Genomic DNA, 13,225 nt, shown 5'->3' on the forward strand with positions numbered 1-13,225 from the left:
GCGCGGTCGCTGGCCGGCACGTCGCTGGCCGGCACTGGGGTCAGCCCCGGCGCCGGGTACGGCCCGGCCCATGTGCTCGCGGGCGAGATCCCCGAGCCCGACAAGGAGGCGCGCCACGACGGCGACGCCGCCGCCGAGCGGGCCCGCGCCGAGCGGGCGGTCGAGGATGTGGCCGCCGACCTGGAGGCGCGGGGCGCCAGGGCGGGCGGCGAGGCCCAGGAGGTGCTCGGCGCGCAGGCGTTGATGGCCCGCGACCCGAGCCTGGCCGTGGAGGTCGGCGAGCTCATCGAGCGTGGCGTCGCCGCCCCGCGCGCCGTCTTCGACGCCTTCGGCAAGTATCGGGACCTGCTCGCGGCGGCCGGAGGCTACCTGGCCGAGCGCGTGGCGGACCTCGACGACATCCGCGACCGGGTGATCGCCGTGCTCACCGGCCTGCCCATGCCCGGCGTGCCGGCCAGCGCCGCCGAGCCGTTCGTGCTGGTCGCCAAGGACCTCGCCCCGGCCGACACGGCGCTGTTGTCGAAGGACGTGGTCGCCGCGTTCGTCACCGAGCAGGGCGGGCCGACCAGCCACACGGCGATCCTCGCCCGCTCGATGGGCGTGCCCGCCGTCGTCGGCTGCGCCGGCGCGACGGCGATCGCTCCCGGCACCCCCGTGCTGGTCGACGGCGCGTCCGGACAGGTGCTGCTTTCGCCGGACCCGGCCCGCGTGGCCGAGGCGCGCGCCGCCGAGGAGGCGCGGCGGGCGGTGCTGTCGGCGGCCACCGGTCCCGGCGCGACCGCCGACGGGCACCCCGTTCCCCTGCTCGCCAACGTCGGCGGCCCCCGCGACCTGGAGAGCGCGCTGGCCAACGGCGCCGAGGGCGTCGGCCTCTACCGCACCGAGTTCCTCTTCCTCGACCGTGAGACCGCGCCGTCGGGGAGTGAGCAGGAGGAGGCCTACCGGGCGGTGTTCGAGGCGTTCCCGGAGGGGCGCGTGGTGGTGCGCACGCTCGACTCCGGCGCCGACAAGCCGCTGGCGTTCCTGCCGCCGCCGGAGGAGGAGCCGAACCCGGCGCTCGGGGAACGCGGCCTGCGCATGTTCCGCCGGTATCCGGAGATCATGACCGCTCAGCTCGGCGCACTGGCGCGGGCCGCCGCGGGCGTCTCGGCCAAGGTCCAGGTCATGGCGCCGATGGTGGCCACCGTCGAGGAGGCCGAGTGGTTCGCCGACGCCTGCCGTACGGCGGGGCTCGACGGCGCGGGCATCATGATCGAGGTGCCGTCGGCGGCGCTGCGGGCGATGGACCTCATCCGGGCCGTCGACTTCTTCTCGATCGGGACCAACGACCTCACGCAGTACGCGCTCGCGGCCGACCGCCAGGTCAGCGCGGTGGCCGGGCTGCAGGATCCGTGGCATCCGGCCGTGCTCGACCTGATCGCGATGGCGGCCTCGGCCGCCGCAGCGGCGGGCAAGGGCTGCGGGGTCTGCGGCGAGGCCGCGGCCGATCCGGTGCTCGCCTGCGTGCTCGTCGGCATGGGCGTCACGTCGCTGTCCATGGGCGCCCCCGCGCTGCCCTGGGTGCGCGCCGCCCTGTCGCGGCACACGCTCGCGCAGTGCCGCGACGCCGCCGCCGCGGCGTGCTCGGCCACCTCGGCGCAGGCCGCCAAGGCCGCCGCACGCGCCGAGCTGCCGGGCCTGGAGGCACTCGCGCTCTGACCGTCCGTGACCGGGTTCCTGGCCCGGTCACGGCCGGGCACGGCTACCGTAAAGAACGTGCCACGAATCAGACACGGTGTCGTCATGCTCGCCGCCCTCCTCGCGACCGGATGCTCGTCCGGCGTCGGCGCGGCGAGCCCGGCGCCCTCGCCGCGCACGTCCGCGCCGGTGTCCGTGTCCCCACCGCCCCCCTCGCCGTCGGCCCGCCCCTCGGGAAGCCTGGCCGAGCGGACGCTCGCGGCGATGAGCCTGCGGGACAAGGTGGCCCAGCTCTTCACCATCGTGGTGTGGGGCCAGAAGGCCGGGGCGGCGAGCAAGGAGAACGAGGCGCGGTACGGCGTGGGGACGCCGGCGCAGGTGGTGGAGAAGTTCCGCCCCGGCGGGGTGATCCTGTTCGACTGGGCGGGCAACGTCTCCGGCGCGAGCCAGGTGGCCGCGCTCACCACCGGCCTGCGCGAGGCGGCGGCAAGGTCCGGCGAGGCACCGCTCATGATCGGCGTGGACCAGGAGAACGGCCTCGTCTCCCGGCTCAAGTCTCTCGTCACCACGTTCCCCGGCGCGTCGGAGATCGGCGAGACCGGCAAGACGGCGAACGCGCGCGACGTCGCCAGGGCGACCGGTGAGGAACTGCGCGACCTCGGCATCTCGCTCGACTTCGCGCCGGTGGCCGACGTCAACATCAACCCCCGCAATCCCGTGATCGGCCCCCGCGCGTACGGCTCGGACCCGGGAAAGGTGGCCGCGATGGTCGGGGCGGCCGTCGACGGCTTCCACGCGGCGGACGTGGCCTCGGTCGCCAAGCACTTCCCCGGCCACGGGGACACCTCGGTCGACAGCCACACGGGCCTGCCGGTCATCACGCACTCGAAGACGCAGTGGCGGAAGCTGGACGCGCCGCCGTTCCGCGCGGCGATCGCGCACGACGTGGACGCGATCATGTCCGCGCACGTGGTGATGCCGAAGCTCGACCCCTCGGGCGATCCCGCGACGCTGTCCCACCGCATCCTCACCGGCCTGCTCCGCGAGGAACTCGGCTTCGACGGCGTGATCAGCACCGACGCGCTCGACATGGCCGGGGTGCGGAAGAAGTACGGCGACGCCGAGGTCGCCGTGCGGGCCGTGCTCGCCGGGGCCGACGTGCTCCTCATGCCGCCGAACCTGCCCAAGGCGTACGACGCCGTCCTCGACGCGGTGAAGTCGGGCCGGATCTCCGAACGCAGGATCGACGAGTCGGTGCTGCGGATCCTGCGGCTGAAGGAGAAGCGCGGCGTCTTCGGCCCGATCCGCACCGACCCCGGCGCGCTGAAGTCCGCCGCGCACCGCAAGGTCGCAGAGCGCGTCTTCGCCGTCGTCAGGTGACGGCGGACGCCTCTCCTCCGGGCTCGTCCTCTTCCGGCTCGTCGGCGTTGGCGTAGTCGAAATAGACCGTGATCGACGGCCAGTCGGTCCCGTCGTCGGTGACCTCGTTGTGCATGACCAGGTCGTACACCTCGACCTGGCCCAGTTCCTCGATGGTGGTCGCGACCCGGCGGAGCAGCGCAGGCACGCTGTCCTGGCCGATCCCTTCCGGATTGTTCTGGGTGAAGTGGTACATCTGGCTCGAAATTGGCTTGGTCATAACAGTCCCTACAGGAAACGCCTTTTCTTCTTGCCCTGGGTGTTCTGATTCTGCTGGCCTTGCTGCTGGCCCTGCTGCTGGTTGGCGTTGCCCTGGTTGGACTGGGTGCCGCGCTTCTGGGCGTTGCGGTCGCCGTCGAGCTTCTCGCCGGTCTTCACCTTCTGCTCGGCCGCTTTGGCGGCCTTCCTGTCGTACGGCTGACCGGCCTTCTTCGCGTCCAGCGCCTGCTGCTCCGCCGAGGACAGTTCGGGGCCGCTCTGCCTCGAATAGGGCTTGCGGCTCCTGCCCATGTCGAGCTTGACGCCTCCGCGGGGCCCCGTCTCACCTGCCGTCCGCACGGGCGCGCCCCTCAGCGGAACATGGGGGCCGCCCGCTCCCGCCAGGGACGGGCCGCCTCCGAAGGGGCCGCGGGTGTTCTTCAGGATGCGTTCCAGCGGTTCGGTGATGTGCCGCGTGACGGCCGGGGCCAGAACCCGGGCACCGCCCTCCTCTGCCTCCCTGAGGATCTTCCGCATGACGTACCGGGTGGCGAGGAGCCCCGCGGTGGCCGAGGCCGCGGCGAACGGGCCGCCCGCGACGAGTGTCGCGGCCAACTTGGTCGCGCCCGCCATGGCCTGTGTGATGATGGCCACCTTCGTGGCGGTCACCGCGGTGGCGGTGCCTTCAAGCACCGCCGGCGCGTACGCGGCGGCCCCGACGGCCGTACGGAGGTGTTCCGTGGTGCCGGTCTTGGTCCAGTTGGTGCGCATCGCGTCGGCGGACACGCCCTGGTACACGCCCGGCAGTCGCCTGACCTCGCCCTCCGCACCGCTCCCCCCGGAGGCGGCGCCGGCCTGCACGACCTGCCAGGGGCGGATCTCCGTGCGGATGTCGGCCTCGTCGATCTTCGGGTAGTTGACCAGGCTCGCGATCGGCTGTGCCCAGTCCGGCGGCATCAAGCCCATGTCAGACCCTGTTCGTCGTGCGCCCCCGCGATCTGGCGCCCCGCGTCGCCCTCGGCGTCCGACACCCGCCGGCGCGCGACCGCGAGCGCCTCTCCCGTGCCGCCCACCGTCCCTCCGAGCTGCGCGTACGCCTCGACGGCCGTCAGAGCGGAGCGGTTGTACGCGGCCACGAAGGCGCCGAACAGGCCGTCGTCGCCCCACGAGGAGGCGCCCGCCCGCTCGCGCAGATACTGGAGGGCGGTCACGAACTCGTCGCCGTGCTCCGTCAGACGAGAGGAGGCCCTGACCACTTCGCTGTGTTCGATGCCGAGTTCCCCGTGCATGCGCGGCACGTTAGCATGACCGGCGAATTACGGACGGGTGAATTGCACAGTAAAAGCCGTTTGTCCTTTTTGTGGAGGAATACTTGTCCCTGTCGTTTCCGGGTGGCAGCGACCTGGAGCTGCTGGAGCAGATGATTCGCCAGGCCGAGGACGTCATGCGCGGCCTCGCGGACGTCCAGGCCGAGATCCGGCAGGTCACCGGTGAAGGGGAGGGCGCCGACGGCCTGGTGCGGGCCAGGGCCGACGGCCGGGGACAGGTCACCGCCATCACACTGGACCCGCGGGTCATGCGGCTCGACGCGGCCGTCTTGAGCGCGGAGGTGACGCGGGCGGTCAGGGCCGCCCAGGACGCCGCGAAGGAGAGGACCGACGAGCTCGTCGCCGCCGCCCAGAGCAGGGTGACCGGGCTGACCGCCCCGCTCGACGAGACGTTCGTGCGTTATCGGTTCGACCAGCTCGCCCAGGAGCTGGACGCGGGAGCGGACGCCTTCGGCCCACGCTCCGCGGACCGGGCCGACGACCTGGAGCGGGACGCGGAGCGCGCCGCACAGATCGAGGCGTGGCTGGAGGACGGGCAGCGCGAGATCGAGGCCGTCACCGGCCACGGCCGGGCGGCGGACGGCCGGATCAAGGTCGTCACGACGGTGTACGGCCAGGTGCGGGAGGTCGTCATCGAGCCTCGTGCCATGCGCCTGCCCAGCCGGACGCTGGCCGAGGAACTCCTGCTGGCCCTGGGCCGGGCGCAGCAGGACGCGGAACGGCAGAGCCGTCAGATGGTGGGTGACGCGCTGCGGGAGCTGGCGCCCGGCGAGTCGTTCGGCCCGGACGCCGTCGACGAGTGGTTCGGCGGCGTGCTCAAGCCGTTCGAGCGGCCCGACTGACCACTCCCTATATTTGTAGGCACGTCGGGTGGGAGGCGCGGTGCTCAAGGGTGTGCTGATCGACTGGGGCGGGGTTCTGACCACGAGCCTGGCCGAGTCCGTCGCGGAGTGGATCGAGGCGGACCGGATCGACCCCCGGCACTACCGGGAGGTCATGCGCGCGCTGGTCACGCAGGCGTACCGGGCCGGTGTCGAGCCGGACGGCGAGAACCCGATCCACGCGCTCGAACGGGGCGAGATTCCGGTCCTGGAGTTCGAGCGCGCCCTGGCGGCCCGGCTGGTGACCCTCGACGGCGGCCCGCCGGAGGCCGACGGCCTACTGGCCCGGATGTTCGCCGGATTCCGGCCGGTCGAGGAGATGAACGAGATGCTCCGCCAGGCCCGGACGGCCGGGCTCGGCACCTGCCTGGTGTCCAACTCCTGGGGCGACCACTACTCGCGTGAGGGCTGGGAGGTCCTCTTCGACGCGGTCGTCATCTCCGGGGAGGTCGGCATGCGCAAGCCCGAGGAGCGGATCTTCCGGCATGCGCTCGGCCTGCTGGGGCTCGAGCCGGGGCAGTGCGTGTTCGTCGACGACATCGAGGCGAACATCGTGGCGGCCCGCGCGATCGGCCTGGTCGGGGTCCATCACAGCGATCCCGCGGAGACCATCGCCGAGATGGAGCGCCTGTTCGGCCTGCCTTTCCGCGAGCCCGGCGCCGCCGCCCGTCTGTAGCTGCAATCAGAGACCGAGTCGAGGAACGCATGCGCGTCTATCTGCCGTCCACCATTCCCGCGCTGGCGCGCGTCGTCGCCGCAGGGGAGCTGGGCCCGGCCCCGCTGACCGGCTTCGCGGTCACCCCCGCGCTGATCGAGTGGTACGCCTCGGGCGACACCGAGGAGCTGGAGTACGTCGCGCTGACCGAGGCCGCCCGGACCTCCCTGCGCATGCTGGCCGCCGACCGCAAGGACGGCGTCGAGGTGGCCGCCCGGCGGGTGGTGATCGCGGCCGAGGTGCCCGACGAGACCGTGAAGGCCGGCGCCGACCTGGAGGAGCGCGCCCGCGTGCGGGTCCTGGAGCCGATCCCGATGCGGCTGGTCGCCTCGGTCCACGTGGACGACGCCGACGCCGCGCCGGACGTGGAGGCGGCGATCGCGGCGCTGCCCGCGGCCGACGTCGGGGACGACGACGCGCGGTTCGTCGTGGACGGCGCGGAGGACCACGAACTGCTCTGGTACGCCACCCAGGAGATCCAGGATCTGCTCACCTGACCCGCGTAGTTCATGGAGTTGTCACGCCCGGCGTCTAAGCTGGAGGCGAGATGACACACATTGTTTGGGACTGGAACGGGACGCTCTTCCACGACATCGACGCCGTCGTCGGCGCGACCAACGAGCTCTTCCAGCCGTACGGCCTGGGGCCGTACGACGCGGAGGGCTTCCGCGAGGTGTACACCCGCCCCATCTGGGTGGCGTACGAGCGGATGCTCGGCCGGCCGCTCGGGGAGGGCGAGTGGGAACTGCTCGACGCGGGCTTCCACGAGCACTACCACCGGCTGATGGAGGCGTGCAGCCTCGCCGAGGGGGCGCTGTCGAGCCTGCGCGCCTGGGAGGGGTCGGGCCGCACGCAGTCGCTGCTGTCCATGTGGGGCCACGAACGGCTGGTCCGCAAGACCGGCGAGTTCGGCATCGACGGCCACTTCACCCGCATCGACGGCTCGCGCTCGGCGACCGGCGGCCACAAGGCCGAGCACATGGTGGAGCACATGCGCGCGCTCGGCCTCGACTCGGCGAAGGTCGTCGTCATCGGCGACAGCGTGGACGACGCCCACGCGGCTCAGCACGTCGGCGCCCGCGCCATCCTCTACACCGGCGGCATGACCAGGCGGTCGGAGCTGGAGGGCGTCGGGGTCCCGGTGGTGGACTCGCTGGCCGACGCCCTCGACCTCGTCTGACGCGTCAGCGGGCCTGGCGTTCCTCCTCCTCAAGCAGCCACCGGGGCTTGGCCCTGCGTGGCGGCCGGTAGAGCCGCTTGACCGCCACACCCCGACGACGAACGACGCGAACATACCGGCCCCGTGCGTGCGACTTGTCGAGGTCGTCCTGGATGCGGCGGCTGCCCCGCGTGGGCCGTACGCTGAGCACGATCCACACCGCACCCCCACGGAGGCCGCGATCAACCGCCTCGTTCTCTGGAACATCGACCTGACGCTCGTCGACGTCGCCATCGTCACCCGCGACGCCTACGCGGACGCGTTCCGGATGGTGACAGGGCGGCCGCTGGTGAAGCTCGCACCGGCGCTGGGCCGCCCCGACTCGGAGATCGTCTTCGAGACCCTGGCCGTCAACGGCATCGCCGTCGAGGACCACCACCTGCCGAGGTTCCTGGACGCGCTGGCCGTCTGCTTCGCGGAGCGGCGCGACCGGCTGGCCAAGGACGGCCGCGCGCTGCCCGGCGCCAAGGACGCGCTCAAGGCCGTGTCGCGCCTCGACGGCGTCGTGCAGTCGGTGCTCACCGGCACCATCAAGAGCAACGCCGTGCACAAGCTCAAGGCGTTCGGGCTGGACAAGTGGATCGACGTCGAGGTGGGCGGCTACGGCGAGGAGGTCTATCCGAAGGCCACCCTGCTGCAGGTCGCACAGGGACGGGCCAAGGCCGGGTATGGCGCCGTCTTCACGGCGGGCAACACCGTCCTGATCGGCGACTCCACGCGTGACGTCCAAGCGGCGAAGATCGGCGGCGCGGCCATGATCGGCGTGGCGTCGGGCCGGTCCACGGCCGCCGAACTGCGCGAGGCGGGCGCCGACATCGTGCTGTCCGACCTGTCCAACCCCTCCGAAGTCGTCGCGGCCGTCGCCCGCCTGACCACCCCGGCCGACCGTACGACACCCTGACTTGTCGCCGCTGCCCCTTCATCGGCTCATCGCAATCGAGGGCGTAGGCGGGGCCTGGATCCGCCTGCCGCCGGCAGCGACCGGCCCACCGTCGGCGCGTGTTTGCCGGCGTCGAGGAACTTGTTTCGCCACTTCCAGATCGAGACCTCCGCGACGCCCTCGTCGCGGGCCGCTCACGCTGGCGCTCGGCCTTGAAGTCCTGTGGATCGAGAGCACCGGGAGGACGTCAGACGAGGTGGCCGCTGACGTGGCCAGAACGGCTCGAGTGAAGCCTGCCGAGTGGCTGACGGCCGGCGCTCACTCAGCCTTCCCTTCGCGTTCCTCGTCGTCCCCGCGCCGACGGAGCGCTCGCTCGGCAATCCCGCTGGAGAGCTTGCCCGTCACCGATCTGGCCCGGTCGAGGGTTTCGTTACCGAGGTGCCTGGCGGCATCGACGCCCTCTGCTCCTGTCTCGAGCACCTTGTCCCGCACCTCCGCGGCCGCGTCCACCCATCGTCTCGCCTCCAATGACTGTCGGCTGCGCTCGATTCCGAGCCGTCCGTGGAAGTCGACCACGGCGATCGCGACATGGTCGCTCGAATGCACCACAGCCCGGGATGTGGTCGGGTGCAGCAGCACCTTCGTGTTGGCCGTGCCGGCAGCCGCATGCATGCGGGCCATCAGACGCTCGGTGCTCCGTGTGATGAGTTCCAGCCGATTTTGCCGTGCAGCCCGAAGTGCGAGGCGATGCCGGTCCAGTTCCTCCGGAGACGCGTCCAGCACCCGGTCGAGTTCGAGTACGGCGATCGCGTCCTGCAGTTGGAAGCAGCGAGCCAGAACGGCGAGCCACTCCTGAACCTTGGACTCGGCTTCCTTGGACGTCTTGGCGAGATCACCGATCTTGGTCTTGTGTTCCATCTTCTCCGCGAGTGCGTCGAGTTGACGCAGCGCGTACGCCTGGGTTCGTGCGATCGTCACCGGCGTGGCCTGTACCTTCGACCACGTGACCTCGGAGACCCGGCCCACCTGCTCTCGGATGGTCATGGCCTCCTCGATCACGAGGTCCACTCCGATCATGTCCGCCAACACCGCGTCCTTCTGGGCGCGGAGCACGTCGTCGACCTTCTCGTCGATCGTGGCGAGATAGTCGGTGATCTCGTCCATGGTCTGTTGCATCGCAAGCTGCGCCATGATCCCCGCGGCACCGGCCAGAAGCGCCGGGTTGGTCAGAAGCGATCCGGGCCCCTTCGCGAATTCGACGAATCCCTTGATCTGGCCCTTGTTCCCCTTCAGCACACCGGAACTGAGACCCGACTTCGAGCTTTGCCTCAGCCCGTACTTCTCGACAAGCTGCGCGGACTCCTTACTCAGCTTCACCCAGCGACCTGAGTTTGCGGCAATCTCGGAACCTGCCTGTGCGGCTTCAGCCCCGATATTGAGAACAGATCCGAGCCGTTTCAGTCCGAGGTCCTTCGACGGCAGCCCCTCGGAGACCAGGAAGCGTTCGACAGCCGTCGGATCCCCGATGACCGCCAGTCCATCGCCGTCACTGATCAGCTGAATCTCGTCATTCATCGTCGGCTCCTGAAGCGTGGGCTGGGAGGCGGCTCTTCGCAGTTGCGGGTGGAGCCGGGGTGCGCGCGGCATTCGCGGGGCGGGGGTCGAGATCTTCCAGGATAGGAGTTCCTGCGCTCACCGTCCGGCGGAAGACCTCGACGTGCCCCACGCTATTTTCGACGCCCCTGACCTTTTCGCGTTCTGCCACTTCGAGGAGCTCGGATTGGAGGCCGTCGGGCAGTGGCTGGAGCCGGGCCGGGCGGTGGTCGAGTGCCGCGTCGCGGAGCCCGACCCAGATCGTGGTGCGCACCGTGCCCCGCGGCCCCCCTCGCGCACGAGCCGTTCGGGCACCGGCCCACGGTCCTGCAGGTCGAAGGCCGCACCGCCGAAGGCGAAGCTGCCGCCCGCGTCGCGGCCGGGGTCGGAGTGTCGTGGCACACCGCCGACAGCGCGGTCCTGTCCGAGGGGCAGCGGGTGCTCAGCCTGCTCACCGACAAGCAGCGAGCCCGGCTGGGGGCGCTGTTCGCCGACGAGGACCATGCCGAGGTCGAGGCGACCTGGGGCGTCTACCGGTGCGCCATCACCGCCTACCGCGAACCCGACAAGACGGGCAAGCAGCTGATGTGGGCCATGATCGACTCTGTCGCCAGCGGCCTCCCGGCCGCTCTGAAGGAGATCCGAAAGCTCGGCCGGACGCTGAAGCTGCGCGCTGCCGACGTGCTCGCAGTTCTTCGACCGCCCCGGCACCAGCTCGGCTTCCGCAACCTGACGAAATGCACCCCCAAATGTGATGTGTCCCTTTATTCGGTTTAACCCCAGTTCACCTGTAACTCCAACTAATCCGTTCGGCCGGTTGCTTTCTGGGGAAAAGGAGTGAAAGAATTCACACAGGTTTTCGAATTACGTGAGGAGGGTGTGATGGATCTGTTTGATTCGGATCCCGAGCACCTTCGTCGTTCGAATAGCTCTGGCGACTGGTGGGACCGGTTGACCGCCGATTCCCCTCTGTGGTCGTCCGAAGGATCGCTCGCCCGCGAGCACTTTCCGATCGCTGACCCCGAGCCGCGACAGGACACGAGTCGGGACACAGGCGGCGGCGCTCCCGGCACCGGGGGCACTGACAGCCCGGGTGCTGATGCCGCTGGGGCTGGTGATCTCCGAGCTCGGTCGTCGTGGGTGCTGGTGGGGTCTCTGCGTGAGTCGGCGCAGGCGTTGGCGTTGGCGGCGCTTCCGGACGATGTCGATATCTGTCTTGCCGAGGCTGAGGAGTTGCTGTTTGCGCGGGATCGGATCACGTGTGCTCTTGCTGATCGGGTGGGGCGGGTGCATGGTGCGGGGCAGGCCAGGCGGCATGGGCATGCCTCCACCCGCAGCTGGCTACGTGCCGCCGGAGGGATGAGCGTGCCCGGTGCCGGCCGCCTGCTCACGCTGGCGGTGGAGTTGGCGCGTCTGCCGCGGGTGCGGGAGAAGTTCGCCGCGGGTGGGTTGGCGGCGGGGGTGGTGGAGGCGATCTGCATGGCCACCGCCCAGTTGAGCGATGAGCACGCCGGCCTGGCCGAGCCGATCTTGCTGGAGCTGGCGGCTAAGGCGGGCGCGGCGGAGGTGGCCAAGGCGGGCCGCTATCTGCGGGCGGTGCTGGACCCCGACGGGGAGGACCGGGATGAGCAGGCGGACTATGGGCGGCGGTTCCTGAGGGTCCGCCCCACCAAAGGCGGGGGCCTGGAGGGGGAGTTCTACCTGCCGAGTGAGGCGGCCGCTCGGCTGCGGGCCCTGTTGGACGCCTATGCCAAGCCTCGGGCGGAGGGTGATGATCGGCCGTTGCGGGTGCGTAACGCGGATGCGTTCATCGCGTTGCTGGAGGAGAAGATCGCCGCCGAGCTCCTGGTCCTGGTCACCGCCGAATCCCTCCCCACCGACCCCGAACCCGCCAGCCCTCAACCCGCCACCCCCGGCAACGACCACCCCGCCGACGCCGAAGACGCCCTGGATGCCCAGGATGCCGAGCGTGCGGAGGGCGCCGAGGACGCGGAGGGCGGCCGGGACCGGGACCGGGAGGACACCGGCGCCACCGGTGACACCGGAAGCGCTGAAGACACCGGCCCCGGCATCGCCGACCCGGGCGAGGCCGGGGCAGCTGCCGGTTCGGAGACAGATGGCGGTGCCGATGTAGTTGTGGACGCCGTTGTCGAGAGCGCCGACCGTGCCACCGCCGGACTTCGCGATGAGGAGCCTTGCGATCCCGGGACTTGTGAGCCCGGGGCCTGTAAGCGTGGGGCCGATGGGCGCGGGGTCAGCGAGCAGGGCACCGGGAGGGCCGCCTCTGCCGAGGGCGATGGTGATGCGAGCATGGCCTCTGCCTTGGGCGACGACACCGCACCCGCCAAGGGCGGAGACTGCGATCGCGGTGCGGCCCAAGCTGAAGCAGACCCAAGGCGCGTAGCAGCATGGCCTTCCTGCGGCGGTGGCGCGCGTCCGCACGCAGCGCCTTCGTACACAGCGCAATTGCCGGATCCTCCTCCCGAGGAGGCCGCCGCGCATCACGCCCACGCGGGGCATCGGCCTGCGGGGGACTGCCGGCATGGGCAGAGCACGCCTGAGAGCCAAGGCCACGGCCACGGCCACGAGCATCGGCGGCCGGGCGCGGGCGGGTGCGGGTGCGGCGGCGAGGCACGGTGCTCGTGTGCGCCGGGGACACCGGGATCGGAGTGGGGCGTGCCAGGGAGGCCGCCGGGAACACCGCCGGGAACACCGCCGGGAACACCGCCGGGAACAGCGCCGGGAACAGCGCCAGGGACGCCGCCGGGCGTGCCGGGATCGGAGCCGGGCAGGCCACCGGGAACAATGCCAGGAACGCTGCCGGGGGCGGTGTTGGGGGCGGCGCCGGGGGTGTTGCTGGCGACCGGGCAGATGCTGCCGGTCTCCAGCGTGCACCGCCTTGCCCGCACCAGCACCCTGGTCCGCCTGGTCATGGACGCCGACGGGCAGGTGCTGGACATGGGCCGCAAGGTCCGCCTGGCCACCCCCGCCCAACGCAGGGCCGTGTTCGCCCGCTACGCCACCTGCTGGATCGACGGCTGCCCACTCCCCGCCACCCTGTGCCAGATCGACCACGCCGACAACTGGAGCACCGGCGGCCACACCGACCTCAAACTCCTCGGCCCCGCCTGCCAGTTCCACAACCGCGACCGCTACCAGCACCCCGACCGCTACACCCGCCGCAAAGCCGGCACCGACCGCTGGACCTTCACCTACCGCAACCCCACCAGAGCCCGGCGGCTACGGGAGTGAGAGGTGCCTCGCAGACAGGCCCGGCGGCGCGATGGGCGAGATCACAGTGCTTTTGCTGCGAAG

General features: G+C 71.1%; 12 protein-coding genes and 1 pseudogene. 9 read left to right on the forward strand and 4 right to left on the reverse strand.

Annotation, left to right across the window (positions count from 1 at the left end):
* The first annotated feature begins 9 nt into the window (after positions 1–9).
* Both ptsP and HHX35_RS11280 read left to right on the forward strand, forming a co-directional pair.
* The gene (gene ptsP, locus HHX35_RS11275; RefSeq protein WP_220505328.1) at positions 10–1,698 is read left to right on the forward strand and encodes a phosphoenolpyruvate--protein phosphotransferase; all 1,689 of its coding nucleotides are present in this window, start codon (positions 10–12) and stop codon (positions 1,696–1,698) included.
* A 57-nt stretch (positions 1,699–1,755) separates the two neighbouring features.
* On the forward strand, positions 1,756–3,057 hold the full coding sequence (locus tag HHX35_RS11280; RefSeq protein WP_310739023.1) for a glycoside hydrolase family 3 protein: 1,302 nt from the start codon (positions 1,756–1,758) through the stop codon (positions 3,055–3,057).
* Here HHX35_RS11280 and HHX35_RS11285 read toward each other — a convergent pair.
* The 3 genes from HHX35_RS11285 to HHX35_RS11295 are packed head-to-tail and all read right to left on the reverse strand — an operon-like array spanning position 3,050 to position 4,583.
* Positions 3,050–3,316 (reverse strand): hypothetical protein, encoded by a 267-nt coding sequence (locus tag HHX35_RS11285; protein WP_182898766.1) that lies wholly within the window; start codon positions 3,314–3,316, stop codon positions 3,050–3,052. The two genes, HHX35_RS11280 and HHX35_RS11285, sit on opposite strands and share 8 nt — an antisense overlap.
* A gap of 8 nt (positions 3,317–3,324) precedes the next feature.
* Positions 3,325–4,260 (reverse strand): hypothetical protein, encoded by a 936-nt coding sequence (locus tag HHX35_RS11290; RefSeq protein ID WP_182898767.1) that lies wholly within the window; start codon positions 4,258–4,260, stop codon positions 3,325–3,327.
* A complete protein-coding gene (locus HHX35_RS11295) occupies positions 4,251–4,583 on the reverse strand; it encodes a hypothetical protein (protein WP_182898768.1) in 333 nt (110 codons plus the stop codon). The genes HHX35_RS11290 and HHX35_RS11295 overlap by 10 nt, the downstream gene beginning before the upstream one ends.
* An 83-nt stretch (positions 4,584–4,666) precedes the next feature.
* Between HHX35_RS11295 and HHX35_RS11300 the strand changes: the two genes are divergently transcribed.
* The 5 genes from HHX35_RS11300 (at position 4,667) to HHX35_RS11320 (ending at position 8,338) form a co-directional block, all read left to right on the forward strand.
* Positions 4,667–5,464, forward strand: coding sequence for a YbaB/EbfC family nucleoid-associated protein (locus HHX35_RS11300; protein ID WP_182898769.1), 798 nt, complete (start codon positions 4,667–4,669; stop codon positions 5,462–5,464).
* 40 nt (positions 5,465–5,504) lie between these two features.
* Entirely contained in the window at positions 5,505–6,179 is a 675-nt protein-coding gene (locus HHX35_RS11305) for an HAD family phosphatase (RefSeq protein WP_182898770.1), read from the forward strand.
* A gap of 29 nt (positions 6,180–6,208) precedes the next feature.
* On the forward strand, positions 6,209–6,715 hold the full coding sequence (locus HHX35_RS11310; protein ID WP_182898771.1) for a DUF6912 family protein: 507 nt from the start codon (positions 6,209–6,211) through the stop codon (positions 6,713–6,715).
* Between the two features lie 50 nt (positions 6,716–6,765).
* Positions 6,766–7,398 (forward strand): HAD family hydrolase, encoded by a 633-nt coding sequence (locus HHX35_RS11315; RefSeq protein ID WP_182898772.1) that lies wholly within the window; start codon positions 6,766–6,768, stop codon positions 7,396–7,398.
* A gap of 220 nt (positions 7,399–7,618) precedes the next feature.
* Positions 7,619–8,338, forward strand: coding sequence for a haloacid dehalogenase-like hydrolase (locus HHX35_RS11320; protein ID WP_182898971.1), 720 nt, complete (start codon positions 7,619–7,621; stop codon positions 8,336–8,338).
* Between the two features lie 297 nt (positions 8,339–8,635).
* On the opposite strand, the gene HHX35_RS11325 is transcribed toward HHX35_RS11320, so the two are convergent.
* A complete protein-coding gene (locus HHX35_RS11325) occupies positions 8,636–9,892 on the reverse strand; it encodes a hypothetical protein (protein WP_182898773.1) in 1,257 nt (418 codons plus the stop codon).
* Positions 9,893–10,034: 142 nt separating this feature from the next.
* Here HHX35_RS11325 and HHX35_RS43335 point away from each other — a divergent pair.
* Together HHX35_RS43335 and HHX35_RS11340 are read left to right on the forward strand one after the other, a co-directional pair.
* Positions 10,035–10,628, forward strand: a pseudogene (locus HHX35_RS43335) (hypothetical protein); the annotation flags it as partial.
* A gap of 164 nt (positions 10,629–10,792) precedes the next feature.
* Positions 10,793–13,162 (forward strand): DUF222 domain-containing protein, encoded by a 2,370-nt coding sequence (locus HHX35_RS11340; protein WP_259404958.1) that lies wholly within the window; start codon positions 10,793–10,795, stop codon positions 13,160–13,162.
* The last annotated feature ends 63 nt before the right edge of the window (positions 13,163–13,225 follow it).

Origin of the sequence: Microbispora sp. H10830 (assembly GCF_014161375.1) — a bacterium.
Taxonomy (GTDB): domain Bacteria; phylum Actinomycetota; class Actinomycetes; order Streptosporangiales; family Streptosporangiaceae; genus Microbispora; species Microbispora catharanthi.

Coding starts and splice junctions, on each gene's coding strand:
- HHX35_RS11290 (WP_182898767.1), bottom strand. CDS start 4,260: ATGGGCTTGATGCCGCCGGACTGGGCACAGCCGATCGCGAGCCTGGTC.
- HHX35_RS11285 (WP_182898766.1), bottom strand. CDS start 3,316: ATGACCAAGCCAATTTCGAGCCAGATGTACCACTTCACCCAGAACAAT.
- HHX35_RS11325 (WP_182898773.1), bottom strand. CDS start 9,892: ATGAATGACGAGATTCAGCTGATCAGTGACGGCGATGGACTGGCGGTC.
- HHX35_RS11340 (WP_259404958.1), top strand. CDS start 10,793: ATGGATCTGTTTGATTCGGATCCCGAGCACCTTCGTCGTTCGAATAGC.
- HHX35_RS11315 (WP_182898772.1), top strand. CDS start 6,766: ATGACACACATTGTTTGGGACTGGAACGGGACGCTCTTCCACGACATC.
- HHX35_RS11310 (WP_182898771.1), top strand. CDS start 6,209: ATGCGCGTCTATCTGCCGTCCACCATTCCCGCGCTGGCGCGCGTCGTC.
- HHX35_RS11295 (WP_182898768.1), bottom strand. CDS start 4,583: ATGCACGGGGAACTCGGCATCGAACACAGCGAAGTGGTCAGGGCCTCC.